This window comes from Permianibacter fluminis, from assembly GCF_013179735.1.
GTDB lineage: Bacteria > Pseudomonadota > Gammaproteobacteria > Enterobacterales > Permianibacteraceae > Permianibacter > Permianibacter fluminis.
Genome location: NZ_JABMEG010000001.1, coordinates 2,186,584 through 2,212,207, shown reverse-complemented (window position 1 = coordinate 2,212,207; position 25,624 = coordinate 2,186,584). Strand labels below are relative to the sequence as shown.

The following is a 25,624-nucleotide window of genomic DNA, read 5'->3' as shown; positions in this document are numbered from 1 at the left end:
CTTACTGCACGAGCATTGCGGCGTTACCGACAGTCGCGGCACACACGGATTTGACAATGGTGATGGTTCGAGCTGAGGTATTGCCGCCCGACGCCGCCAACCGGGTGATCAGCGCATTCATTTCCGTTTGCACGTCCGCCACATTCGGCTGGCTGGTCACGTTGCTGGCCATGACGTGGGCAATCAGCGGATTGATCACGTTGTTACGGCCAGTGGCATCCAGCGCAACCGTCGGACCGGCCGCAAAATTGACGCCCGGGAAATAGCTGGCGCGTTTGGTAGCGTCATCGACCAGTGCGCTGCAGTAGGCAATCGACAGCTGAGTCACGGCCATCTGCTGCGCCGAGTTGAACGCGGTGATGGTTTCGACACTTGGCAGTGCCTGACGGATCTGCGCAAACAGCGTTTTGATCGAGCTCGAATTCGGCGACACGGTTGTAATCTCGGCGAGGCTTTCATTGATCTCGTCGAACGTACGGACGCCGATTGCCGATTCCGGATTGCTATCCGACGGAATGCCCGGCGGTGGCGGTGTCGGCTCCAGATAGACATTGGTATGGGTACCGATCCGCTCGAATGTCAGGAAGAACTCGTCGCTGGCCGGGCCTTTTTCCAAACCAATCACGGTACCGAGCGGCGACAACACCTGATTACTTGCCGTCAGGGTCGTATCCAGCTTGGCGTAGGACTGGCCAACCGGTGCTTCGCGGCCGTTGATACCAATGCGCATGCCCTGGAACGGAATTCCGTTAAAGGTTGCGGCATCGTTCAGGCTGACAAAGAACGGTTTGTTGAACAGGTAACCGTAGCTGTCATAGCGACTGACTTCGACCACCAGATAGCACTGCGACACGGCAGGCGTACCAAGGAAGCAGGCCGGATTGTCGAGCAGGTGCGAGACGCTGAACATCAGGTAATAGCGCTCACCAACACCAACGTTGAAGTTCTGGACGATTTGCTCATCGGTCAGCACGCGATTGTGAATCGCCACCAACTTGATGATGCCGGCCCATGGCCGATCCAGCGCCGGCGAATTGCCGAGCACGAAGGCAAAGGTGTTGTCCCAGTCATTCAGGTTGCCGATAGGGGTGTTGTCGACGTCACCGGTGAACTCACCATTGACGTAGATGCGGCGACCACGAATCGGATCATAGGTCACGACCACATGCTGCAGCGTCGCCTGCAAGCGTTCATCGGCATCGGCCGTAGACAAAGCCGGATTGCCATCTGCACCGGTACCGCTATGACGCATCAGGAAGTCATAGTTGTACAGGGTCTGGCCCAGTGTGAAGTTGGTCGAATCGGCACTACCGAGATAACTGACGATATGCGCCGGACCATCTTGCGTCACGTTGGCAGGGGCAACCCAGGCTTCGATTGAGTACTCACCGGTTGCTTTAATCAGGTCATGGTACTTCTTCGACGACAGAGTCGAGGCCTGCGCTTTTGCCATGGGTCCGGCAAACTGCACGCCCCAGCCGCCGACAAACTCGGCACCACCGCTCAAGTTCAATTGTGCAGCCGGCTCGACACCGCTGGTATCGAATGCCACCGAACCCGAACCTTCCTTGAACTGATACAGACCAATGACGTTCGCTTCGTAACGGCCGCCACTGCTGGCCACCACGCCATCAATCAGGCGCATCGAGCGGGAAATGACCAGATTCGGATCCACCTCGGTCAGCGGAATGCCATCGACAAAAGCCTGAATGGCGTCCTGCATCTCCTGCGCGTTCGCGGTGCAGTTGTCCCAGCAGTTGTGCGACTCTTCGCGCAGCCGCACCACCAACCGCGAGGCATCGACGTTATCCAGGTTGATTTTGCTCTGGACGGCCGCGTAGGCCACATTGATGTCGGCGCTGGCGAAGTACGGCGACTGGGCGTTATCGGCCGTGTCGCTGTGGCAACGCGAGCAGTACTCGGTCAGCAACGGGTACACGGTGTCGCGAAAATCGGCAGTGTCGGACGGGAAGGTCCGGCTGTTGCCCGGCTCACGTTCAACCGGCGGATCCAGCTTCACTTCGTTGGCACCGCCGCCAACCGAGCCACCGGCCCAGTTGGTGATGTAGCGGGTCAGCGTTTCCGCGCAGGCATTGAGCTCGGCTTGGGCAGTGCCCAGCCAGCAGTTGTGACCACCACCGACTTTTTCCACCATCCGCGACTTGTCCGGCTCGGTCAGATTGACCACCGTGTTGGCTGCGGCATAAGCCAGATTAATGTCGTCGCTGCGGGCAAATTCCGGCGATTGACCACCGGCAACGTGGCAGGCACCACATTTGTCAGTGCCAACAATGTTGTCCCACAGATTGATCTTGAAGCGCTGAACATCGTCAGATGCCGGCGGCGGACCGTTGTAATTGCCACCTGGATTCGGTGGCGTGGTGACGTTTTCTTCGGTCCCGGCACCGCCGCCACTACAGGCGGCCAGCACGGCCAACAGGCCGGCGGCAAACAGGCTTTTTACTGCCGGTTTGAGCGTGCGCAGGGTCGACACGACAACTTGATTCTTCATGTTCGTTCTCCGAGCCTGTCCGCTCAATTGCCAGCACAGTACGAAGCGGTTTCAGCAAAAACCTGCTTCATCTTGTAACCGCTGTTCTTGAAACTGGTGGTCATGCTGTCGATGCGATTGCGATCGGCCGAATCGACCGGATTGCGCAAGCAGACCGCCTTGAACACTTTCTTGACCTGGCACTCGGCAAAGGCTTCGGAATAGGCCAGCTCCTGCCCCATCGACTTGGCACCACTGCCGCTGCCCGGCAGGTTCGGGTCCCAACCAAGCACCTGGTTCTGACCGGCACGCCAGTAGTTGTCCCACTTGTCGTCCGGGGTCACGAAACCATACTTAAAGTTGTTTTCGTTGATGTGGTATTTCTTTTTGACGCGAGTGCCGGTGAACGGATCCGTCATGCCAACATCGTTGTACGACAGGCTGCCGGCGTCGCCGAGCTCATCGTCCACCGTGTGCACGAAGTCGTAATAGGCCAGGGACTGCGCCATCGGATCCATGCCGCTGTGGCAACCGATACAGGTGTTGTTGAACAAGCGGCTGTCGCCGCCCGGGCTGCGAGTCACGTCCTGACGAATGCGATCCGACACCCGGGTAATGTCTTTGACCTGCTCCAAATCGTTGCAGAGATGGTTCAGCAGGGTGTAACGGAACATCGCGCGGTTGGTGCCATCGATGAAGAAGGCTTTTGCCGCTGCACGGGTGGTCATAATGCCGGCGGTGGCTTCGGCACGCAGACTGGTCGTTGCGGACTGCGTGCGCTGCACCAGACTGGCCTTCAGGTCAGCGTGATTGTTTTCCAGGTATTCGTAGTGATCGTTGTTGCTGTTCGAGTAGGCAGGGGCACCCGGCACGCCTTGGGCGACATAGATGATGTCGTCGTAAAGTGCTTTGCGGAAGTCGATGTCGTCACGAACCATGCCGATAATGGTCGCGGTGTAATCATTCAACGGCGCAAACACGTTGGCATCGCGATTGGTCCACGGCGTGACAAAGTTCTTCAGCGTCACGCTATAGAAGGCAGGGTTGTTCATGGCCTGCATGGCTGCGGCAATTTTGGCGGCATCGCTGCCACCACCGCCATCGATGGCGGCTTGCAGCGCATCGATGGTGGCCTCGTCGGCTGGTACGCCGGCAAGACGGTCAAAAATCCGTTTGGCTTGTTCCCGGGATCCGGCTTCGGCGACTGACGAGGCTATACTCAAGGCAGTCAAAGCGAGAGCGCACAGACCAGAGCCGAGGTTTCTTTTCCAGAAACTGGCTGAGGGGGTGGGCGCGGCAACAGTCTTCATGGCGAATCATCCTGTTCTAAGCTTGTCGGCGGTAGCTGGAGATTTCGGGCTTGCTCGCAGGCAAATACGTCCGCAACATCCACACCGGGCCAAGTTGAATTCTAGACCTGTGGCTCAACTGCTTTCGTGACTGCCTACTCAGAAACCCATACCGTTGGTCGGGATAATTGTGATCAACGCGTCAAAACACGCGGCGACGACGTTTACGGTGCCCAATGAACTCGAAAAAGATGTCTGCTCTGAACTGGTCGGTCCGGATTCTGGGGCTGGTGCTGGTCGCCAATCTGGCCGGCTGCGGCGGTGGCAGCGAAGATCAGCAGCCTGACCCGGTCGTACTGGATTTCAAGGTCGCCTATATCAAGCGCAGCCTGCCGCTGGACGAAGATGGTGTGCTGGTGGGTGGTGACGTTCGCGAACCCTACGACATGGATTTCGAACGTCCGGGTGGCGCCAAGCTGATGCTGCGCGACCGGGCGAGCCCGTCTGCCCCCGAAACCGATCTGACTTCAGGCCTGTTCCCGCCGCCAGCCGAAGGCGAGCCTCCGGTTGAGTATGACGTCCGCGATCTGACCGTCTCCTACGACGGCACCAAGTTGCTGTTCGCGCTGCGGTTTCCGGAAATCCCCAATGCCGATCCGGAAGATCAGCCAACCTGGAATATCTGGGAATACGATACCGTCAGCGCAGTGCTGCGCCGCGTCATTCCGTCGGACATCACCGCCGAGGCCGGTCAGGACATCAGCCCGCATTACCTGCCGGACGGTCGCATTGTGTTCGCGTCCACCCGCCAGCGTCAGGCCAAGGCCATCCTGCTGGATGAGGGCAAGCCGCAATTCGCCCATCAGGAGGAAGACGACAACGTCCATGCCTTGAGCCTGCATGTGATGAATTCCGACGGTAGCGACATTCACCAGATCAGCTTCAACCAGAGCCACGACATGGACCCGGACGTGCTGCCCAATGGCCGCATTGTTTTCACCCGTTGGGACAACATCGGCCAGCGCCGCGGCATGCACCTGTACACCATGAAACCGGATGGCAGCGATCTGAGCCTGTATTACGGCAAGCGCAGCCATGACACCGGCACCGACGGCGCCGAAGTGCAATTTTTGCGGCCTAAAGCGCTGCCGGACGGTCGCATCCTGACCATTTTGCGGCCGTTTGACAGCCTGTACGAAGGTGGCGATCTGCTGGCCATCAACACCACCGATTACATCGACAACACTCAGCCCGTCGCCAGCATGGCCGGTCTGACCGGTCCGGCACAGGTATCCATCGCCCCAACCGGCGTCCGCACCGACGATCTGCCATCACCGGCCGGCCGTTACCGCAGTGCATTTCCAATGGCCGATGGCACCAATCGCATGCTGGTCAGCTGGAGCCAATGCCGGGTGCTGGATCAGCCGAACACACCGAACCAACGGATCGTTCCGTGCACGCCGGAGCGGCTGGCTGACCCGGCCGTGGTCGAGGCCAATCCGCTGTTCAGCCTGTACGTTTACAACCCGGATGCGCGGACCCAAATCCCGCTGTTCACGCCGGAAGAAGGCGCCTACTACACCGATGCCGTCTCGCTGTCGCCGCGGCCACGGCCGGCCGTCATTCTCGACGGCGTCGCCGGCGTCGACCTGGACCAGGATCTGGTCAGCGAAGGGGTGGGCGTGCTCGATATCAAGAGCGTTTATGACTTTGATGGCGTCGACACGGCGCCAGGCGGCATCACGGCAGTTCGCGACCCGCTCATTGCCACTGCAGCCCAGCGCCCTGCCCGTTTCATCCGGATTGAGAAAGCCGTTTCCCAGCCCGACGATGACGTCCGCGACATCGACAACAGCGCCTTCGGTTTCGGCGGTCGTGGCGGCGGCATGCGGGAAATTCTTGGCTATGTGCCGGTCGAGCCGGATGGTTCGGCCCAGTTCAAGGTGCCCGCCAACGTCGCGTTTGCCATCTCGGTACTGGATGGCAGTGGCAAACGGGTCAGCCAGCGCCACAACAACTGGATGACCGTCAAACCCGGTGAAGTTCGGGTCTGTAATGGTTGTCATACCGGCAACAGTGTGCTGCCACACGGCCGCGCTGACGCCGAGGCCGCATCGGCCAACCCCGGCGCGCCGACCACCGGTTCAGCGTTCCCGAATACCGAACCGGCTTTGTTTGCCGACATGGGCGAAACCATGGCCCAGGTCTGGTCCCGCATCGACAATCATGGCCCGCGCACACCGAATCTGAACCTGGAGTTTCATGACGACTGGACCGATCCGGCCGCCCGGGCCAAAGACCCGGACTTCAGCGCCCGCTTCGATGACGTCAGCTTCACCACGCCACTGCCGACCTCGTTGGCCTGCGTGAGTACCTGGAGCAGCCTGTGCCGGGTCACCATCAATTACGACGCGCATATCCAGCCACTCTGGAGCAAAGACCGGCCCGGCGCAGACCTGATGGATCCGGCCGACGACGAAACCTGCACCAACTGCCACAACGTTGCCGATACCAACGACGTCGCGCGGGTGCCGGCAGCGCAACTGGATCTGCGTGCAGCCCAGTCGGTCGACAACATCGACTTCAACACCAGTTATGTTGAGTTGTTCATTCAGGATACGAGCCAGAGCCTGAACGGCGGTGGCGTGCTGGTCGATGACAACATCACGACACGCGTCCCCGCGGTGGAAGAGCCCGTTGGTTCCGGCACCTTTGTCTGCACCGAAGGGGTGCTGGATCCGGGCCCGCCGCCAGAATGTGTCATCACCACCCCGGTCAACGCGCCGTCCCCGGTCATGCGTGTTGGCGACGCCCTCAACAGCCGTTTCTTCCAGGTCTTTGCCGCGGGTGGCAGTCATGCCGGCCGGCTCAGCGATGCCGAGTTGAAACTGATTGCGGAGTGGCTGGATGTTGGCGCCCAGTATTACAACAACCCGTTTGAGGCCCCGGTAAACTGACAGCGCGGACAGAGCTGACGTAGAATCCGTCCCACTTTTGCTGTTTTTACCTTTTTGCTACAGGAAAGCCCGTCGCATGACGCCACGGTTGTTGTTCGTTTTGTTGCCGCTGGCGTTCGCGAGTGCCGCCTACGCGGCAGAACCCGCCAGTATCGAAGCGGCGACCGGTTTGACAGATCAGGACGCCAATTCGTCAGCCGCTTCCGCTGCTGACGATACCGCGGCCCCTGTAGCCGAGGCCGCACTGGATGCGGCCGCCTCGGCAGACAGCGCGGTTACCGCGCCGGCCGCTGCGGATGAAGACTCCGAGCCGCCGCTGCCGCAAGTGCGGGTGGCCGATCCGTTCATCGATTTGCACACCGGTCCGGGGCGTGGCTTTCCGAAATTCCAGATTGTCGAACGCGGCGGCCTCATTCAGCTGCTCAAGCGCCGTACTGACTGGTTTCTGGTCCGGACACCACGCGGCCATGAAGGCTGGGTCAACCGTGACCAGTTGATTCGGACCCTGACGCCAGAAGGCGAGCAGGTCGAGATCACCGAAGTCACTCAGGACCAGTTTGCCAACCGCACCTGGGAATTCGGCGTCATGTCCGGCGAGTTTGAAAGCGCGTCGGTCATCAGCATGTATGGTGCCTGGGGCTTCACCGAAAACCTGTCGCTGGAACTGACCCTGGGCCATGTGCTGGGCAATTTTTCCAACGCCAAATATGCGACGCTGCACCTGACCCACCAGCCGTTCCCGGAATGGTGGATTTCACCTTACTTTCAACTCGGGACCGGTTATATTCAGACCGACCCCGCCGCCACCATTGTCCAGACTGAAGATCGCAGCGAGCAGCTGACCCACGTTGGCGTTGGCGCTCGCACCTACCTGACCCGGCGCTTTGTCTTCCGGGTCGAATACAACAACTACGTCGTGCTGACCGATCGCAACGACAACGAGAAAGTTGAAGAATGGAAAGCAGGATTCAGCCTCTTTTTCTGAGCACACTCCGGCTCGCCGGTGTCTGCTTTGCCCTTGGCTTTGGCGCTCAGGCCGCCGCTGCCGATGCCGACAACGAACCGGTCTATGATCCGGAAGTGGAACGTCGCGCCATTGATGAAGACCTGATTGATGTCAACGACATCGAGATCGGGCTGACCTTCGGCGTGCTGAGCATCGAAGATTTCGGCAGCAACAGCGTGGTCGGCGCCAAGCTGACATATCACATCAGCGAAGACTTCTTTTTCACCGCCAACTTCGCCCAGAGCGAGGCCGGCCAAACCAGCTACGAGCGACTGTCCGGCGGCGCCAGCCTGCTGACCGATGATCAGCGCCAGTATGAATACTATGGCTTGAATCTCGGTTATAACCTGTTTCCGGGTGAAGCCTTTATCGGCGAAGGCCATGCCATCAATACCAGCTTCTACCTGCTGGCCGGCGTTGGTAGCACCTCGTTTGCCGAGGATGATTACTTCACCTGGCATCTCGGTGCCGGCTATCGCTTTGTGCCGTGGGACTGGCTGGCTGTCAGCATCGATTTTCAGGACCATATTTTCGAGCACGAAATTCTCGGCGAAACCATCCAGTCGCATAACCTGGAGTTCTCGACCGGCATTACTGTCTTTTTTTAAGGCAGGAAACTTTTGAGGCAGGAAACATCGGTGGCGTTTTTGCGACGCCATTTGAAGATAACTGTCAGGCAGCTGCATTAAGCTTGAGCCGTTGCCGATTAACTGAATCAGTTGGAGTCTGTTGTCATGAATCAACGTCGCGCTTTGCTTGCCACCGGCCTGCTGCTGCTGCTCTTCATCAGTGGCGTGGTGGTCAGTTCCGTACAGGCGGAAGAGCTGAAAGGCCCTGCCCCGGATTTCACGCTGAAGAATCGGGCCGGTGGTAACGTCCGGCTGGCCGATTTGCGTGGCGAAGTGGTCATGATCAACTTCTGGGCATCGTGGTGCGGTCCCTGCCGTCAGGAAATGCCGCTGATCGAAGACATTTACAAACGCTACAAGGATCTCGGTTTCACCGTGCTCGGCGTCAACGTCGACAATGATCCGAAACTGGCCGAGAAGCTGCTGAAGGACATCACCGTCAGCTTCCCGGTCTTGCTCGACAGCGAAAACAAGCTCAGCGAAATCTATAACGTCGATGCGATGCCCAGCACCGTCATGGTCGACCGCAACGGCAACATGCGCTTCCTGCACCGTGGCTACAAGCCGGGCTACGAAGCCAAATACGAAGAGCAGATCAAAAAACTGGTGCGCGAATGATGAACCGATCCGGCAAATTTTTGCTGCGCGTGGCAACGCTTGCAGGTTTGCTGTCGCTCAGCGCCTGCAGCGTCGAGCCCTGGCTGAAGCCGTATGAGCGGCAAAACCTTGCCGATCCAATCATGGCGTTTGAACGCGATGCGGTGCAAACGGCCTACATCAATCACGTTTATCAGGCTCGCGAAGGCGCCCGCGGCGCCGAAGGTGGTGGCGGTGGTGGCTGTGGCTGCAACTAAATTCAAAGGGTTCTCCCGCGCCACGCTCATCAGCGTGGCGCAGTCTTTGGCGCTGCTTGCCGGCCTGGCCTGCTTGCCGGCGCTCGGTAGCGTGTTGCCGGAAGAACGTACCGACCTGATGTACCACTCCTATCAAGGTGGTGGTATGGACATCACTGGTCCCAGTCTATTGGTCCGAAAAAACTTCCTTGAGAAACTCTCGGTCAGCGCCAACTACTATGTTGATAATGTCAGCTCGGCGTCGGTTGACGTTCAATTTATCTCTGGTGCCAGTCGCTATTCAGAGCAGCGTAAGGAACAATCAATCGGTGTTGATTACCTCAATAACAAAACTACGATGAGCATGGGGTATACAACCAGTAAAGAGAGCGATTACGACGCGACAACGGCTTTTTTTGGTGTAAGCCAAGACTTTTTCGGCGATCTCACCTCGATTTCGCTTGGATATAGTCAAGGCAATGACGAAGTGAGTCAAAATAATTACACAGGCCATGTCATTACCAGTACCACCCACAAAGGTGACGTTAATCGTCAGAACTATCGTCTTAACCTCTCTCAAATTTTGACAAAAAACTTCGTTATGAATCTTGGCTTCGAGACAATCAGCGATGAAGGCTTTTTAAACAACCCATACCGACAAGTCCGTTACTTAAATGATGACGGCATCAACTTCACATTACAGAATGAGAAGTATCCAGAAACGCGAACCTCCGATACCGTTGCTTTGCGCGGCATTTATTACCTTCCTTGGCGCGCGTCGATACGCGGTGAATATCGCTATTTCACGGACACTTGGGGAATAGAGGCAACCAGCGTAGAAGTGCGCTATGTTCATCCTTGGGATGATAATTGGCTTTTTGAATTCAAAGTTAGACAATACGATCAAACAAAAGCTGACTTCTACAGCGATCTATTTCCTCGTGAAAGTGCGTTCAACTTCTTGGCGCGAGACAAGGAAATGTCAACTTATACATCACGTTCTATTGGTATTGGTGCAAGTTACAGCTTCACAGGCTTTAGCCTCGGCCCATTTGAGCAATTTAAACTGAATTTGTACGTAGATCATTTTGAATTTGATTACGATGATTTCCGCGATGTGCCAGGCGGAAAGGGGTTGAATGCTGGAACCGAGCCACTCTATGCATTTTCCGCCGATGTCGCACGACTCTTTTTGACTGTCACTTACTAAACCTGCTTTTTGATGAGGTTTATCTCGCGAAATTCTATTTAGCATTTCTTTCATCCGTCACCGCCAGCTAATATGCTGGCGGTGACGTTTTCAACGCCATTTGTTTCCATTCTTCTTGCCGTCCACAGGGAGTGGCTTTCGTGCCCTTGCTTTCCGTTTCTGGCGTGCACAAGCAGTACGCCACCACCCACGCGGTCAATGACATCAACTTCAGCGTTGAACCCGGTGAAATTTTTGCCCTGCTCGGCCCCAATGGCGCCGGCAAGACCAGCACGGTACGGATGCTGATTGGGCTGACCGAACCCGACCGCGGCCAGATTGCCTACCAATCCAAACGGGGCGAGCTGGCGCAGATTCCGGCCGAAGAGCTGGGCTATTTGCCGGAAGAGCGTGGGCTCTATCAAGATCAGAAAATCATCGATGTCTTGATTTATCTGGCGCAGCTGCGCGGTGTTCGCCGCAGCGATGCGCGGGCCGCGGCATTGCCGTGGTTGGAGCGTTTCGGCTTGGCGGACCGGGCCAAGGAAAAAGTCTCGGCGCTGTCGAAAGGCAATCAGCAGAAAGTACAGTTGATCGCCGCCTTGCAACATCAGCCTCGCATGCTGGTACTGGACGAACCGTTTTCCGGCCTCGACCCGGTCAATCAGGAAATGGTGCTGGAGCTGCTGCGGGAATTGCGCAGTCAGGGCACGACCATTCTGCTGTCAGCGCATCAGATGGCGCTGGTCGAACGGCTAGCGGACCGCATTCTGTTGATGAATCGTGGTCGCCGCGTGCTGTTCGGCAGCATGAGCGAACTGCGCGCGGCATCTGGTTTGGCACTGAGCTTGCGGCTGGAATACAGCGGCCCGGCGCCCACCATTGAAAGCTTGCGTCAGACCGGTGTTGTCGATGTCCAAGCCGATGGCGAAAACAATCGTCAACTGATTCTGGCCAGCGATGCCGCGCTCAATGACCTGCTGCGAAGGCTGGGCGAAGGCCCGACGCTGCGCAGCGTCCACAGCGAAGCCATTGGCCTGCACGACATTTACCTGCGTGCCGTCGGTAACCCGTATCAGGAGGCGGCACGATGAGCCAACCACGGAAAAATATGCACAGTATCAATCCGGTCAGTTTGTGGACCGTGGCGCGCTTTGAATTCCTGCGCTATTTCAAATGGAAACACGAACTTATCAACATCGTGATCCTGATCGTGCTGACTGCGCTGGTCCAGGGTGGCGGCGCGATGATGCAATGGGCAAAAGCACGCGAGCATTATGAAGTGGCGGTTATCGATGCCAATGCCCTGCCGCTGGCGTATGGCGATGACGGTCGATTGACCTTGCTGCGCGCTGACAGCAAAGAGCGCGATGCCCGCGCCGCCGATGTCGATGCCGGTCGGCTCGACGGCTTGCTCGAAATCGCCAGCGACAACACCGCCACCTTGCTGGTCAATCGCGAGCCAACCTGGAATAACGAACTCGGTGACCAATTGACAACGGCCCGGCTGGAGCGCGAGCTGGTTCAGCGTGGCATCGCCCACGATGATTTTGAACAGTGGCAACAAGCGCCGACGATCACGCAAAGCTACAGCCCCAATGCGCGCAAACCCGCCAGTGGCGGCAGCCGGGTAATCGCCATGGCGCTGACCGTGTTTTCGCTGATGGGTGTGATGACCTGTTTTGCCTATTTCTTTGTCAGCATCACCAGTGAAAAACAGCAGCGCGTTTCCGAACTGGTGGTGTCGGCCATTCCGTATCAAACCTGGATTGATGGCAAGTTGCTTGGCCTGACCGGGCATGGCCTGAAAACCATGCTGACCTGGTGTTTGTATGGTTGGCTTGCTTTGCTGGCAGTCAGCCGCTTCAGCGATGGCAGCAATGATTTGCTGGCGGCCGTGTCGTGGCCCCTGGTGCTGATGGCGCTGCTGTTCGCGCTTGGTGGGATGTTGTTCTGGAACACCGTAATGGCCGCCATTGCCGCCTCCATCGATGATCCGAACAGCTCAACCCGCGGCTCGCTGATGTTTCTGCCGACACTGTTTTTCATGGTCGCGTTTCCCGGTCTCGACGCACCAGAAAATGTCGTGATGCAAGTGCTGTCGTGGCTGCCGATGTCCTCGATGGCTGCCATGCCGGCCCGGCTCGCGCATGGCATCGTGCCGTGGTGGCAGGTGCTCGGTTCGTTCGTGCTGCTGGTCGCCAGCATTCTGCTGCTGCGCCGCTATGCCAGCCGCATCTTCCGCGCCGGCATGCTGTTCTACGGCAAGGAAGCCAGCTGGAAAGAAATCTGGCAATGGGCGCGGCAAGCCGGTTGAAGATAATCGCTGGCTGGTTGGTATCGGGGCCGCATCGCTGCGGCGATTTTTCTTGCCGGCCGGCACTGGCATAATCTGCTGGCCGTTTTATTGCAGCTGTTTTATTAAACCTGTTTTACTAGACCTGTTTTATTGCCCCTGTTTTATTGCCCCTGTTTTATTGAAACCGTTTTCTTCGCTCTGGATGCTGATCATGGCCGACCCGATGCTGATTGCCCGTTCCGCCGATGCCGATTGTGCGTTGCTGCCCGCCCTGACCAACCGTCATGGTTTGATCACAGGCGCCACCGGCACCGGCAAAACCATCACGCTGCAAGTCATCACGGAACGATTGGCCGCGGCCGGTGTGCCGGTGTTCCTGGCCGACGTCAAAGGTGATCTGTCCGGCCTCGGCGCCAGCGGCAGCCACAGCGAGAAACTGGACAAGCGCCTGAGCGCGCTCGGCATCACCGACTGGGCACCGGCGCAATTCAGCCTGCAGTTGTGGGATGTCTTTGGCGAACAAGGCCATCCGCTGCGCGCCACCGTGTCGGATCTCGGGCCTTTGCTGCTCGGCCGCCTGCTCAATCTCAATGAGACCCAGGAAGGCGTCTTGCAACTGGTGTTCAAGATCGCAGATGACAATGGCCTGCTGTTGCTCGACCTGAAAGATCTGCGCGCCATGGTGCAGTACGTCGGCGAACATGCCCGCGACTACACCACCGAATACGGCAATATCTCGACCGCATCCATTGGCGCCATTCAGCGCGGCCTGCTGACGCTGGAAGAACAGGGCGGTGACAAGTTCTTCGGCGAGCCCATGCTGAACATCGCCGATCTGATGCAGACCGATGATCAGGGTCGCGGCGTGATCAACATTCTGGCTGCCGACAAACTGTTCAACTCGCCACGGCTGTACGCGACCGCCCTGCTCTGGCTGCTGGCCGAGCTGTTTGAGAACCTGCCGGAAGTCGGCGATCGCGACAAACCCAAATTGGTGTTCTTCTTTGATGAAGCCCACTTGCTGTTCAAGGAAGCGCCAGCGGCTCTGCTGGAAAAAATCGAGCAGGTTGTGCGGCTGATTCGCTCCAAGGGTGTTGGTGTTTATTTTGTCAGCCAGAACCCGCTGGACATTCCAGACAGCGTGCTCGGCCAACTTGGCAACCGGGTTCAGCATGCGCTGCGCGCCTTCACTCCGCGCGATCAAAAGGCGGTCAAGGCGGCTGCCGAAACCCTGCCACAAAATCCGAAAGTGAATACCGAGACCGCGATCATGGAGCTCGGTGTCGGCGAAGCCTTGGTGACCTTTCTGGACGAGAAAGGCCGACCAACGCCAGTCGAACGCGGCTTTGTTTTGCCGCCAAGCTCGCGCATCGGCCCGCTGCAACCAAACGAGCGGCAACAGGCCATCACCGGTTCGCTGGTCTATGGCCAGTATGAAAAAGTGCTCGATCGCGAATCGGCATTCGAGCGACTGAAACAGCGCCGCAATGACGAAGAGCCCGCCAGCCAGAACAGCAACAACAAAAGCAGCAGCGGATCAGTGCGGCAAGCGAACAAAGGCGACGATGATCTGAACATGCGCATTCCTGCGCCGCGGATTCCGACCGCACCCACGGCGCGCAATCAGCGCGATGAAGAAGAAGACGCAGCCAAGCCAAGTCGTAGCCGCGAAACCGCCACCGAAGCGTTCGCCAAGAGTGCGGCGCGCGCCATTGGCTCGGAGCTTGGCCGTCGCGTATTGAGAGGCATTCTCGGTTCGATGCTGGGCGGCAAGAAAGGGTTGTTCTGACCAGCCACACGCGCCGCAGGTTTTGCGAACAAGCGCGTGATCTGCAGCACAATCCTTGAGGTAGCCAAGCCTGCCTTAAGGATTGCCGCAACACTATTCCCTACACTTGCTGGGTCATTTCAACCCACAACCAAAGGGATGTCGCTGTGGCGACGCCATCTGCTACTGCATCGTCGAAACCGGATCGGCTCTGGCCCCTGCTGCTCGGGCTGTCGCTGGCCCTGTTTGCCGGTTTTTTCTGGACTCGCGTCGAATCCTGGCGTTTAACGCCACAGCAAAATTATTGGCTGGGTGTGGTCGGCGCCAGCCTGATGCTGCTGCTGTTCTTGTATCCGCTGCGCAAGCATGTCCGTTTTCTTGACCGGCTCGGCCAGATGAAATTCTGGTTCCAGTCACACATGTGGCTGGGCATCGGCGGGCCATTTCTGATTCTGCTGCATTCGCGCTTTCAGACCGGCTCATTGAATGCGGCGGTGGCGTTCTATTCCATGCTGGTGGTCGCGGGCAGCGGCATCATCGGTCGTTTCATTTACACCCGTATCCATCACGGTCTATTCGGTCGTGGCATGCAATTGCGCGAATGGCGCGAGCACATCGACGCCGATATCGCCCGCATGGCCGGCCAGTCACCGGACTTGCGACAGCGCTTGCAGGAGTGGGAACAGCAGGCCATGGCAGCCAACAGCTCCTTCCTGCAGCTGTTGTGGCTGCCTTTGCGGCTGCGCCACGCCGAGCGGCAAATGCGGGCACAACACCATGCGACGCAGCAGAAAGACCTGCTGCGCGCGCTGCACCTTTGCTTTGTTCATTTGCGGGCTGCGGCCCGGTTCCGGCTCTACGAACGGCTGTTTCGCTGGTGGCACATCCTGCATGTGCCACTGGTATTCACGCTGGTCATCAGCACCATTCTGCACATCATTTCCGTGCACATGTACTGAGCGAGATCGAGCCCATGCGCGCTGTTCCGCTTGCCATCGTTCCGTTGTTGATGTTGCTGCTGCTGACGATGGTCAAAGCAGCCAGCGCGGCTGACTCGCTGGAAACCGCGCTGATGCCGGGACCGGTCATTGCTGGTCATGCCAAACTCGAAGCCGATTGCGCTCAGTGCCACGTCAAATTCAACAAGAACGCCCAGGATGGTCAATGCCTGGGCTGTCACAAACCGGTCGCCGCCGACTTCAAGCAGAAGACCGGTTTTCATGGCCGCCTGCCAGCGCAGCCTTGCCGCGCCTGCCACCTTGAACACCGCGGCCGTGATGCCGACATGGTGAAATTCGATCAGGCCGGCTTCGATCACAAGCAGACCGACTTTCTCTTGCGTGGTGCCCACCAGAGTCCGCCGCTTCGCTGCCAGCAATGCCATCAGAGCGAGCATGCTTTTCGCGAAGCGCCCAATCGCTGCGAGGGCTGCCATCGTGCGGATGATCATCACAAAGCGGCGCTGGGATCGGACTGCCAGCGCTGCCACGCCGAAGACAAATGGCCGAACGGCAAGTTTGATCACAGCCAAACCCGGTTCGCCTTGGATGGCAAACACCTGACCGCCAAATGCGAGAGCTGCCACAAGGCCGGTGCCAGCCCGGCATTGCCGCAAACCTGCGTTGCCTGCCATCGCACCGACGATGCCCACAAGGGCAAATTCGGTGACGACTGCGCCAGCTGTCATCAGGCGTCTGATTGGAAGAAAACCCGCTTTGACCACGGTGCCGTCAGTGGCTTCGCCTTGACTGGCAAACATGCCAGCGCCAGCTGCAAAAGCTGCCACACCGGCGCAATTACCGACCCGCTACCGAATACCTGCGTCAGTTGCCACAAGTCCGATGATGTCCACCAAGGCAAGCTCGGCACGCAATGCCAGTCCTGCCACCGTGCCGATGCATGGAAGGGGCTGCCGTTTGACCACAGCAAAACCGACTTTGCGCTGACCGGCGCGCACAGCAAAGCCAGCTGCAAGCAGTGTCATGCCAGCCAGTTGTTTGCCGACACCCAAACCGCATGCGCCAGTTGCCATCAGAAAAATGATGTCCACAAAGGCCGGTTTGGTTCGCAGTGTCAAAGCTGCCACGACAGCAGCAACTGGAAACCGCGCGGCTTTGACCACGGCAAACTGACCGGCTATGCCCTGCTCGGCAAACACCAACCATTACGCTGCGAGCAATGCCACAGCAAAACCCTGACCGAGCCCAAGCTGGACCGCCGCTGCGTCAGCTGCCATCAACAAACCGATCCACACAAAGGCAAACTCGGCGCCAACTGCGACAGTTGCCACAGCGAAAGCAGCTGGCAGCAAACCCGGTTCAATCACCAGCTGACCGGCTTTCCTTTGCTCGGCCAGCATCTGGCGCTCAGTTGCAAAAAATGCCACAGCGACGCGCTGTTCAAAGGCACCAGCACGCAATGCAGCAGCTGTCACGGCAAAACCGATAAACACAAGGGCGCGCTCGGCAGCCGCTGCGAGCAATGCCATAACGCCCGTGACTGGCGGCTCGCCGATTTCAATCATGACAAACAAACCCGGTTTGCCCTGACCGGCAAGCATCGCCAGCTGGCCTGCGAGCAATGCCACGTCCGCGCCGGCCAACCCGCCAGCAGCTGCGGTAGCTGCCACCAATCCGATGACCGTCACGATGGCCGCTTTGGCAGTGACTGTGGCCGCTGTCATCGCAGTGAAAATTGGCAACAGGTGATCAAGACCTCCGCTAACGAAAAGGTCAGCCTGGAGCATTTGAAAGATGAAGATATCGTGATGTGGATCATGAACCGCAAATTGGCCGCTTCGAATTGAACCGGCTTTAAGTCGCCATTAAGCATTTGCTGTTACGGAGTCAGACAGCAAAACGCGATGGCTGAACGTGACGGCATTCGCCACTGCAACAGCATGGGAGTTGCAACAATGAAGCTAACGACCGGTAACGCGATGCAGGATGCCGACGTACGGCTGCCTGTTTCTCCGCAAGCTGGCTTTTCGCTGGCTGCACTGCTGGCGGTATTGGTGGCGGTATTGCTGTTTGGCTTGCTGATGCTGACACCGCAGCCGGCACGCGCCGCCGACATGACCATCAACGAGCATGCCCGCACCGGTCTTCCCTTGCACGGCGCCCATAGCCGGGTCAGTTGTGATCGTTGCCATGCCAACAACCTGTTTCAGGGCACACCCAATCAATGCGAAGCCTGCCACGTTGCGGGCAGCCCGACCGGTGCCAGTTTCAAACCGGCCAATCATGTGCCGACTCAGGATCGCTGCGACAGTTGCCACAACGACAATCTCTGGGCGGGCGCACGCTTCAAACATCAGGGCGTGTTTCCCGGCAGCTGTCAGACCTGTCATAACGGCAGCATGGCCAGTGGCAAACCGGCTCGCCATGTCGTCACTGGCGCCAGTTGTGACAGCTGCCATCGCACGGTGTCGTGGACGCCGGCCTCGTTCAATCACAGCAATGTGACGGCGGGTTCCTGCGCCAGTTGCCATAACGGCAGCACCGCCGCCGGCAAACCGGCCAATCATGTGGTCACCACCCAATCTTGCGATGTTTGCCATCGCACCAACGCCTGGCTGCCAGCTGGCTTCAGCCACAACGGCGTGCTACCCGGCACCTGCGTATCCTGTCACAACGGCAGCACTGCCGAAGGCAAACCCGCATCGCATTTACCGACCAACCAATCCTGCGATGTCTGTCACCGTACCACCGCCTGGGTGCCAGCGACATTCAGCCACAGCAGCGTGACACCGGGCACGTGCAACAGTTGCCATAACGGTAGCCAAGCGACCGGTCGCGGTCCCAATCACTTTGTCACCACGCGCAGCTGTGATGTCTGTCACCGCACCACCGCCTGGACGCCAACGCTGACCTACAGTCACAGCTCGCCGTATTACAAGGCGCACCGATCCAGCGTGATCTGCACCGATTGCCACACCACCAACAACGAAGTGATCGCCTGGAAGTTTGGCGCTTATGCCCCGGACTGTGCCGGCTGTCATGCCGGTGATTTCAAAGCGGGAGAACACAAGAAAGTTGATACGCCGAAAATTCTGTACACGGTCGGCGAGTTGAAAAACTGCAGCGGCAGCTGCCATGAATACACGGATGGCACGTTCACCCAGATTCGCCGCAGCCGTTCGGGAGAGCATCATGCCACTGACGGCGATTTCTAAACGCTGGTCAGCTCATCTGCGGCGCACGATCGGCTGGCTCGTGCTCTGCATGTTGGCCACGGCGGCGGCTCGTGCCGATCTGCTAGATGACGTGTATCTGGTCAACGATGGTGACGGTCAGGGCGAAGCACTGGAAATTCGCTTCCAGCAAGCCATCGTCTATCAGCGGCACAGCCCGCGCGACGAAGGCAGTCTGGTGCAGGTGTATTTTCAGTTGCTGCGGCCGGATTTGCGCGAATTGTCGCGCGAGGAATATCGTCGGGTACTGGGCGGTGGTTCCATTCCGGCAACGACAGTTGTCCACAATGGTCGCGATGCGGCTGGCGTGCACAGTCTGACCCTGACGTTTGCCCGCAACAGCCACTTTCAAATCTCCCCGGGCCGCGATCAGCAAAGTCTGCGCGTTCGCTTCTTTGCGACGGGCCAACAGGACAGCCAGCCCGGCTGGCGCATTCTGCTTTCCCGCAGCGGCCGCGCGGTGGCATTGCCGACCGCTCTGCAAAGCTTGCCACTGCGACAGATTGATCAAGGCAACGGCGAACAATGGCTGGAGCTGGGCGAGTTTTCCGATGCTCAACAAGCGCAAGCCATTTTGTATCAGGTCCGTGCTGTTCAGCCGACCGCGGCCTTGCTGGCTCGCGAGTCCGACGGCGAATGGCGACTCGTCAGCGATGTTCCGGCCAGTCCTGCATCGGAAATCACTGCGCCAGCAACAACAGCTGCACCGGACAATGGCGAGCAGTTGCCCGTTGCCGCCACCAGCCCCGTCGTCAGTGCGGCTACTCCCCCGCTGCCAGCGGCAGCCGACCTTCCAACCACGCCAACACCGTCCACCGCAGTACCTTCAACATCAAGTGACATGGCAAGTGCTGCGCCGGCGCTAAACAGTAGCGCACAAGTTGAAAGTTATGCGGCCGATCTGATGCAGGCCGCTCTGGCGGCGATGACGGCTGGCGAACAGAGCAAGGCTCTGGAGTTGCTCAATCAGCTGTTGAACCTGCCGCCCAATGCCCAATCGGAAGATGCGCAGGAATTGATCGGTGTTACCCGCGAACGACTCGGCGAGCGTGATCGGGCGATCATCGAATACGAATTGTTCCTGCGGCTCTATCCGACCAGCGAACGCCGTAACCGGGTGGAACAGCGACTGAGCCAGTTGAAAGCGAATGCGGCGCCAAAAATCGCCACCGACAGCAGCGCAGCGAAAGCCGATATCAGTCAGGATGTCTACGGCAGCGTGCTGCAAACCTGGTTCGAAGGCAGCAGCAAAATCGACACCGAAACCAGCAATCCGCTTGGCAACACCATCGACCGCAGCACGTTGTCACTACAGGATCAGCGCAGCTTGCTCAGCAGTGTCGATATCAATTTTCGCCGGCGCAATGGCAGCACCGAACAGCGCTGGGTCATCCGTGACGCTTACCTCGCCAGCTATCTCGACAACACCGATGATCGCAATCGACTGTACGCCGCTTACTGGGATTATCGCGACCGCGGTCTCGGCTGGTCGGCCAGACTCGGCCGGCAAAGCAGTCAGGTCGGTGGCGTGCTCGGCCGCTTTGACGGTTTGCAAACCAATTACGACGGTTTCAGCAATCAGAAAATCGGCATCGTCGTTGGCCAACCGGCGGACACCGGCGTTGACGAAAAATCGCAGTTCACCGCGCTCTTTGCCGAACAACGTCTGTTGGAGCAGCGACTCAGCAATCAGGTCTATGTCGTGCGCAATGATCGCAGCGGCGGCATCACCACACGCGAAGCGTTCGGTGATGTGCTGAGCTATATCGGTCAAACCACCACCTGGTATGGCATGGTCGACTACGACTCGCTGTTTGGTGAACTGAACATTGCCACCTTGCAGGGCAGCTGGCAGTACACCAGCGGCGGTTATCTCAGTTGGCTAATGGATCGGCGCAAAACGCCGGTGATTGATCTGGGCAACGCATTGATCGGCGAGCCGGTGCAATCGCTTGCCGAGTTGATCGACCTGCTTGGTGAAGACACCGTCATGCAATATGCCCGCGACCGCACCGCCGACGCGGACGGGGCATCGCTGAACCTGACCTATCCGCTGGCCAGCAATTGGCAAATCGGCATGGATGTGCGCAGCTACAAGATTGGCGAGCTGCCCGCGAGCGGCAGTTTGCCGGCGTCACCGGGCACCGGCAATGTCGTCACCGTCGGTGCGCAAGTGATTGGCAACGGCTTGTTCGCCAGTCGCGATGCCCACGTCTGGTCAGTGAGCCAGATTCAGGGCGAACGCTATGATGGCTGGTCGCTTGCTTACACGTTGCTGTGGCCGGCCACCGATAGTCTGACCGTCGAACCCAGCCTGCGTTACTACGATCAGAAAGACGAAAGCGGTGCCACGCTGGCGCGCTGGACGCCGACGCTGCGGCTGCGTTACCAGTTCAGTCAGCACATGGTGCTGGAATTGCAATATGACGGCGAGCAAAGCCTGAGTGAAACCGACAGCACATCCGATCAACTGAGTCGGCAATTGTGGTCAGTCGGTTATGTCTGGGAGTTTTAGTCCGTGTCAGGCTCATCGATACTGCTGCTGATTTATCTGTCGCCGCTGCTCGTTGCCGGATTGTGGTGGTGGCTGCGTCAGCACAAACGCGAGCAACAGGCGCGCGAAACCTATGCCCAATCGGCTGCCGATGGCTTGCTCGAACCGCCATCACTGCATCCGGTTATTGATCCCAATCTGTGCATCGGTTCGGGAGCCTGCGTCAGCAGCTGTCCCGAACAAGCGATCGGCATCGTCGATGGCAAAGCCAGCCTGATCAATCCCAGCGCCTGCATCGGTCACGGGGCCTGTGAAGCCAGTTGCCCGATGTCGGCCATTCGGTTGGTATTTGGCACGGCGAAGCGCGGCATCGACATTCCGCAGGTTGCGCCCAACTACGAAACCAATGTGCCCGGTTTGTTTATCGCGGGCGAACTTGGCGGCATGGGCCTGATCCGGAAAGCCGTCGAGCAAGGCAAGAAAGCCATTGAGGCGATTCGGCAGCGGCCACGCGGCAACGCGGAATACGATGTCATCATCGTTGGCGCCGGGCCCGCCGGTTTTGCCGCCTCACTGGCCGCGCAGGAGGCCGGCTTGCGTTTCTTGACCATCGAGCAGGAACCGGCACTGGGCGGCACGGTTTTTCATTATCCGCGCAACAAGCTGGCGATGACCGCGCCGATGCAATTGCCGTTGGTAGGCAAGATTCAGGTGCGCGAAATCAGCAAGGAATCGTTGCTTGGCATTTGGCAGGGCGCCATGCAGAAGCATCCGTTGCCGGTGCATTTTGGCGAACGCCTTGAAAGCATCGAGAGCACGCCAGAACATCACGACGTCAAAACCAGCCGTGGCCGCTATCGCAGCAAATCCGTGCTGCTCGCCATCGGCCGCCGCGGCACACCACGCAAACTCGGCGTGCCAGGCGAGGAACAGGCGCATGTGGTGTATCGGCTGCTCGACGCCGAACAATATCGCGGCCAGCAGGTACTGGTGATCGGTGGCGGCGACAGTGCGGTGGAGGCGGCGCTGGCACTGAGTGAGCAACCGAACACGCGCGCGATACTGTCTTATCGCGGCGACGCCTTTCAGCGGCTGAAAGGGAAAAATCGCGATCGCTTGCAGGCGGCGGATCCACGCCGACTGCGCACAGTACTGGGGTCACAGATCAAGGACATCGGCGCCAATGATGTGCTGCTCAACTATCAGGGTGGCGAGAAACGGGTGCGTGCCGACAGTGTGATTGTCTGCATCGGTGGTGAACTGCCAACCGGACTGTTGAAGCAGTTGGGCATCAGCGTAGAGACCCATTACGGCGACTGAGAGGCTGCAGCGTTGCTGCGTGTCGTCATGATTGCCGCAGCAGCTAAACGGTATATTCGTTTCAGCCGCTATGCCGCGCCCGTGCTGAAATTTGCTGATTTGTCACGATCCCAAGGCGGAAAGCTGTCGTACAGCGTGTGCGCCAAAACGCACACAGACTGGAGACAGTGACAGCCACGGACTGACGGCCATCCGATATCGTCAAGGTGAATCGCCCTCGCCATACTGACCACGCTCATGGACGAGCCGTCGTGGTCGTTACACGGTCAACCCGTACCCCGCCTGTATCACGTCGATCCACAGCACTTCTCTCAACGTGTAATCAAGGAGCTCAGGTATGGATACCTGTAAAGGACTGCTATTGCCCATCGCCCTGCTGGCTGCCAGCGCTGCTGTCAAAGCGCATTTGCCGGCACTGGCTTCCCCCATTTCCGATCTCAGCCGCGATGCCGAATTGATCTTTCAAGGCAAGGTGATCGATGTCCGTTATCAAAACTCGATTGAAGGTTTGCCGCATACCTTTGTCACCTATCAGATCGAGGATGTTTTGAAGGGCAAAGCCCCCGGCAAAACCATCACGCTGCGATTCATTGGCGGCGTCATGCAAGCCGGCGACAAACAGCGACGGTTGCAGGTTTCCGGCGTTCCAGAATTTATTCAAGGTGCGCAGGACGTGCTGATGGTCAACGGCAACCAGAAGCGCATCTGCCCGCTGGTTCGCTGCGCCGAAGGCCGGTTCCAGCTTGACGCCGGTTATGTCAGCGATGGCGCCGGTAATACCCTGGGCCGCGATGACAAAGGCAATGTTCGCTTTGCCATCAACCCGAACAAGAGCACGGCGCCAGAACAACATGGCGACCATGGCCTGCCCGCCACTGATGCGGTTGCGGCCGCCAAAATCAGCCCGTTCGATCCGGCCAGCTTTGTTGCCCATGTTCGCGACATCATCGCCAAGCAGCCGGCGAGCACCGCTGCAACAGTCGCCAGCGCCGATCCCGCCGCCGCGTTCAACGGCCCACGCGCCATCGCCGAAGCAGCCCCCAAACAACCTGCCGTACTCAGTGCCAGCGGCGCCGGCAAAGGCTCGGCATTTGATCAATGGGAAGCGGAACAGCTCAGCAAAAACGGCGGCAACCCGGTCATCACCGGGTCAGGCAAACCGCAGCGCTGAATGCTCGCGCCGGTTTTCACCTGCAACCGTTTTGCATCACCAATCCATTTGATCGCGTTCAACGAACGGATGTCATGACGTGATCAATACCGATTTGCACAGGAGTGGCAACATGAAATCGAGTCAATTATTCCGCAGCCTCGCGCTGCTCGGCGCGCTCGCCGGCGCCAGTTCCATGGCTCACGCCGCCAGTTGGAATGAATGTGGCGATCAGAAAGTGAAATGGGGTTCCAACAGCATCACGCTGCGCTCGTCGTCGGTCGGCTTTCCGGCCGGCAGCAGCTGGCTCAGCGCATTGAGCACTGCAGTGGCGCGGGTCAACGACAATCCGAGCCCGTTCAATTTCAGTTTGAGTTCGGGTGATACCAGTGTCGGTTTCGACAACGGCCAGAACGAGATCTGGTTCAGCAGCGACTCGGCCTACAGCCCGGCAGTGACCTACACCTGGTCAACCTGCTACTGGCTTTTTGGCTATCACGCTTCGATCGATGAAACCGATATCGTTTTCTACAACGGCACTGCCTATACCACCAGCACCACGCCAACCGCGTTGTGGCCCTATGGCGGCAGCTCGCGACCGATTCAGACAACAGCCATTCATGAAATCGGTCATGCGCTGGGTTTGAATCACGTCAACACCGAGTACAACATCATGGGTCAGGACTGGACCCACATTCATGCCAACGGTGGCGTCGCCCGTGCGTATTTTGGCGAGGATGCCAGTTCCGGAGCCGTGTCTCTGTATGGCCTCGGCAGTGGTGAAGATGTCGCGCTGACCCAGTGGAAATACCTTGGTGCCAGCGGCGAGTACAGCACCCATCAACGCACCAAGCTGTACAACACCAGCGGCGTCGAATTGTCCGGCACCAGTTTTGAAGGTGCCCGCCGCTACGCCGTCAACAAGGGCCAGACAGTTCAGTTCGAATTGTCCGCCGAGAACAACGGCGCCAACACGCAGACCGCGGATCTGGGCTTTTATGTCTCGACCAATGATCTGATCAGCACCGCCGACACGCTGATTGGCACCGGTTCGCTGACGCTGAGCCGCGACGGTGTGCACACCTTCAAGGTCAATCTGGTGATCCCAAACAATCTGGTGTCCGGAACCAACTACTGGCTCGGTGCAGTGATTGACCGCTCGGGTGCCATTGGCGAAATCAGTGAAGCCAACAATGCGACCTATATTCCGATTCGGGTCAATTGAACGTTGGCAGCAGCAGAAAAAAAGGACGCCATGTGGCGTCCTTTTTTTTAGGCCGAAGTGCGTCGGCTCGGCGCTTGCGCGGCCTGTGGTTCTCGCCGCATCGCGTGGATGATCACGCCCGGAGCGAGTTCGGCGCGGGCCGCCAGGACAAAGCCATAGCGTTGATAGATTGGCACGTTGACCGGATTCTGGGTTTCCAGATAACAGACTTCGCCACTGCGATCAGCACGGGTCAGCACCGAGCGCATCAAGGTGCTGGCGTGACCTTTGCGCTGCTGGCTCGGATCAACGGCGAGGCTCCACAGATACCAGTGATTGCTGCCGCCGAATTCGGCACGCAGCGCCTTTGCCAGCGCATCAAAGCGCAGCAGCCGACGCAGCGCATTGGTCTTGGCGCGGAACGGCAACGCCCACATGCCGCTGCGCAATTCCCGCACCAGTGACGGTTGGCAATGACTCGGCAACAGCCAGCAGGCAACCGCACTGGCATCGCTGGTGATGTCGGCTTGACCGTAACGCAGGCAATAGCGCAGCACCGCGCCGTAAAGCACCGGCGTCAATTTCTGCCGCCACACCGGATCGGGTTCAATAAACTGGATCAGCGGATCATCGACGAAGGCCCGGCCCAGCATGGCCGTCAGCGTTGGCAATTGTTCAATGCGGGCGGCAACGGTGGCCCGTGCTGCCTGACGCTCCCGGGGTGGAGCGATTTGGGTCACGACTTCCATGTGGGTCTCACGTTGAACTGCAGCTCAGGTGTTTTTTTGTTGGTGCGGATTTTG

The 25,624-nt window shown here is 58.6% G+C and carries 19 protein-coding genes; 16 read left to right on the top strand and 3 right to left on the bottom strand.

What is annotated here, in order from left to right; all coding sequences use genetic code 11:
• Nucleotide 1: 1 nt before the first annotated feature.
• Entirely contained in the window at nt 2-2,512 is a 2,511-nt protein-coding gene (locus tag HPT27_RS09580; RefSeq protein ID WP_172242297.1) for a LamG domain-containing protein, read from the bottom strand.
• A gap of 23 nt (nt 2,513-2,535) precedes the next feature.
• A complete protein-coding gene (locus HPT27_RS09575; protein WP_211197919.1) occupies nt 2,536-3,714 on the bottom strand; it encodes a hypothetical protein in 1,179 nt (392 codons plus the stop codon).
• Between the two features lie 317 nt (nt 3,715-4,031).
• Here HPT27_RS09575 and HPT27_RS09570 point away from each other — a divergent pair, with 317 nt between their 5' ends.
• The 16 genes from HPT27_RS09570 to HPT27_RS09495 all read left to right on the top strand — a co-directional run bounded on the left by HPT27_RS09570 (nt 4,032) and on the right by HPT27_RS09495 (nt 24,842).
• Nucleotides 4,032-6,737 carry an HzsA-related protein gene (locus tag HPT27_RS09570; RefSeq protein WP_172242294.1) on the top strand — a complete coding sequence of 902 codons (2,706 nt, stop codon included), beginning with the start codon at nt 4,032-4,034 and terminating at the stop codon, nt 6,735-6,737.
• A 76-nt stretch (nt 6,738-6,813) separates the two neighbouring features.
• On the top strand, nt 6,814-7,722 hold the full coding sequence (locus tag HPT27_RS09565; RefSeq protein ID WP_172242291.1) for a hypothetical protein: 909 nt from the start codon (nt 6,814-6,816) through the stop codon (nt 7,720-7,722).
• Nucleotides 7,692-8,351: an outer membrane beta-barrel domain-containing protein gene (locus HPT27_RS09560; RefSeq protein WP_172242288.1), complete on the top strand. Its 660-nt coding sequence runs from the start codon at nt 7,692-7,694 to the stop codon at nt 8,349-8,351. Before HPT27_RS09565 ends, HPT27_RS09560 begins: the two co-directional genes overlap by 31 nt.
• A gap of 126 nt (nt 8,352-8,477) precedes the next feature.
• Nucleotides 8,478-8,990 carry a TlpA family protein disulfide reductase gene (locus HPT27_RS09555; RefSeq protein ID WP_172242285.1) on the top strand — a complete coding sequence of 171 codons (513 nt, stop codon included), beginning with the start codon at nt 8,478-8,480 and terminating at the stop codon, nt 8,988-8,990.
• Complete coding sequence (locus HPT27_RS09550; protein WP_211197918.1) at nt 8,987-9,226, top strand: DUF4266 domain-containing protein; 240 nt, start codon at nt 8,987-8,989, stop codon at nt 9,224-9,226. Before HPT27_RS09555 ends, HPT27_RS09550 begins: the two co-directional genes overlap by 4 nt.
• On the top strand, nt 9,207-10,415 hold the full coding sequence (locus HPT27_RS09545; RefSeq protein ID WP_211197917.1) for a DUF3570 domain-containing protein: 1,209 nt from the start codon (nt 9,207-9,209) through the stop codon (nt 10,413-10,415). The genes HPT27_RS09550 and HPT27_RS09545 overlap by 20 nt, the downstream gene beginning before the upstream one ends.
• Nucleotides 10,416-10,555: 140 nt before the next feature.
• Nucleotides 10,556-11,488: an ABC transporter ATP-binding protein gene (locus tag HPT27_RS09540; protein ID WP_172242282.1), complete on the top strand. Its 933-nt coding sequence runs from the start codon at nt 10,556-10,558 to the stop codon at nt 11,486-11,488.
• Nucleotides 11,485-12,711: an ABC transporter permease gene (locus tag HPT27_RS09535; protein WP_172242279.1), complete on the top strand. Its 1,227-nt coding sequence runs from the start codon at nt 11,485-11,487 to the stop codon at nt 12,709-12,711. The genes HPT27_RS09540 and HPT27_RS09535 overlap by 4 nt, the downstream gene beginning before the upstream one ends.
• A 193-nt stretch (nt 12,712-12,904) precedes the next feature.
• Complete coding sequence (locus HPT27_RS09530) at nt 12,905-14,482, top strand: helicase HerA-like domain-containing protein (protein WP_172242276.1); 1,578 nt, start codon at nt 12,905-12,907, stop codon at nt 14,480-14,482.
• Between the two features lie 146 nt (nt 14,483-14,628).
• Entirely contained in the window at nt 14,629-15,420 is a 792-nt protein-coding gene (locus HPT27_RS09525; RefSeq protein ID WP_172242273.1) for a hypothetical protein, read from the top strand.
• 14 nt (nt 15,421-15,434) lie between these two features.
• Complete coding sequence (locus tag HPT27_RS09520; protein ID WP_172242270.1) at nt 15,435-17,267, top strand: cytochrome C; 1,833 nt, start codon at nt 15,435-15,437, stop codon at nt 17,265-17,267.
• 108 nt (nt 17,268-17,375) lie between these two features.
• Nucleotides 17,376-18,635, top strand: coding sequence for a cytochrome c3 family protein (locus HPT27_RS09515; protein WP_172242267.1), 1,260 nt, complete (start codon nt 17,376-17,378; stop codon nt 18,633-18,635).
• The gene (locus HPT27_RS09510; protein WP_172242264.1) at nt 18,613-21,168 is read left to right on the top strand and encodes a hypothetical protein; all 2,556 of its coding nucleotides are present in this window, start codon (nt 18,613-18,615) and stop codon (nt 21,166-21,168) included. The genes HPT27_RS09515 and HPT27_RS09510 overlap by 23 nt, the downstream gene beginning before the upstream one ends.
• A gap of 3 nt (nt 21,169-21,171) precedes the next feature.
• A complete protein-coding gene (locus tag HPT27_RS09505) occupies nt 21,172-22,467 on the top strand; it encodes an NAD(P)-binding domain-containing protein (RefSeq protein WP_211197916.1) in 1,296 nt (431 codons plus the stop codon).
• Between the two features lie 337 nt (nt 22,468-22,804).
• Nucleotides 22,805-23,638, top strand: coding sequence for a hypothetical protein (locus HPT27_RS09500; RefSeq protein ID WP_172242261.1), 834 nt, complete (start codon nt 22,805-22,807; stop codon nt 23,636-23,638).
• Between the two features lie 112 nt (nt 23,639-23,750).
• Complete coding sequence (locus HPT27_RS09495; RefSeq protein WP_172242258.1) at nt 23,751-24,842, top strand: matrixin family metalloprotease; 1,092 nt, start codon at nt 23,751-23,753, stop codon at nt 24,840-24,842.
• A 47-nt stretch (nt 24,843-24,889) separates the two neighbouring features.
• Here HPT27_RS09495 and HPT27_RS09490 read toward each other — a convergent pair whose 3' ends face one another.
• Nucleotides 24,890-25,570, bottom strand: a complete 681-nt coding sequence (locus HPT27_RS09490; protein WP_172242255.1) for a GNAT family N-acetyltransferase — start codon at nt 25,568-25,570, stop codon at nt 24,890-24,892.
• Nucleotides 25,571-25,624: the final 54 nt, after the last annotated feature.

Bases quoted from the DNA above. Each gene is read 5' to 3' on its own strand.
- HPT27_RS09510 (WP_172242264.1), top strand. From the start codon at position 18,613: ATGCCACTGACGGCGATTTCTAAACGCTGGTCAGCTCATCTGCGGCGC.
- HPT27_RS09565 (WP_172242291.1), top strand. From the start codon at position 6,814: ATGACGCCACGGTTGTTGTTCGTTTTGTTGCCGCTGGCGTTCGCGAGT.
- HPT27_RS09530 (WP_172242276.1), top strand. From the start codon at position 12,905: ATGGCCGACCCGATGCTGATTGCCCGTTCCGCCGATGCCGATTGTGCG.
- HPT27_RS09580 (WP_172242297.1), bottom strand. From the start codon at position 2,512: ATGAAGAATCAAGTTGTCGTGTCGACCCTGCGCACGCTCAAACCGGCA.
- HPT27_RS09490 (WP_172242255.1), bottom strand. From the start codon at position 25,570: ATGGAAGTCGTGACCCAAATCGCTCCACCCCGGGAGCGTCAGGCAGCA.
- HPT27_RS09535 (WP_172242279.1), top strand. From the start codon at position 11,485: ATGAGCCAACCACGGAAAAATATGCACAGTATCAATCCGGTCAGTTTG.
- HPT27_RS09515 (WP_172242267.1), top strand. From the start codon at position 17,376: ATGAAGCTAACGACCGGTAACGCGATGCAGGATGCCGACGTACGGCTG.
- HPT27_RS09520 (WP_172242270.1), top strand. From the start codon at position 15,435: ATGCGCGCTGTTCCGCTTGCCATCGTTCCGTTGTTGATGTTGCTGCTG.
- HPT27_RS09500 (WP_172242261.1), top strand. From the start codon at position 22,805: ATGGATACCTGTAAAGGACTGCTATTGCCCATCGCCCTGCTGGCTGCC.
- HPT27_RS09495 (WP_172242258.1), top strand. From the start codon at position 23,751: ATGAAATCGAGTCAATTATTCCGCAGCCTCGCGCTGCTCGGCGCGCTC.
- HPT27_RS09570 (WP_172242294.1), top strand. From the start codon at position 4,032: ATGTCTGCTCTGAACTGGTCGGTCCGGATTCTGGGGCTGGTGCTGGTC.
- HPT27_RS09555 (WP_172242285.1), top strand. From the start codon at position 8,478: ATGAATCAACGTCGCGCTTTGCTTGCCACCGGCCTGCTGCTGCTGCTC.
- HPT27_RS09550 (WP_211197918.1), top strand. From the start codon at position 8,987: ATGATGAACCGATCCGGCAAATTTTTGCTGCGCGTGGCAACGCTTGCA.
- HPT27_RS09560 (WP_172242288.1), top strand. From the start codon at position 7,692: ATGGAAAGCAGGATTCAGCCTCTTTTTCTGAGCACACTCCGGCTCGCC.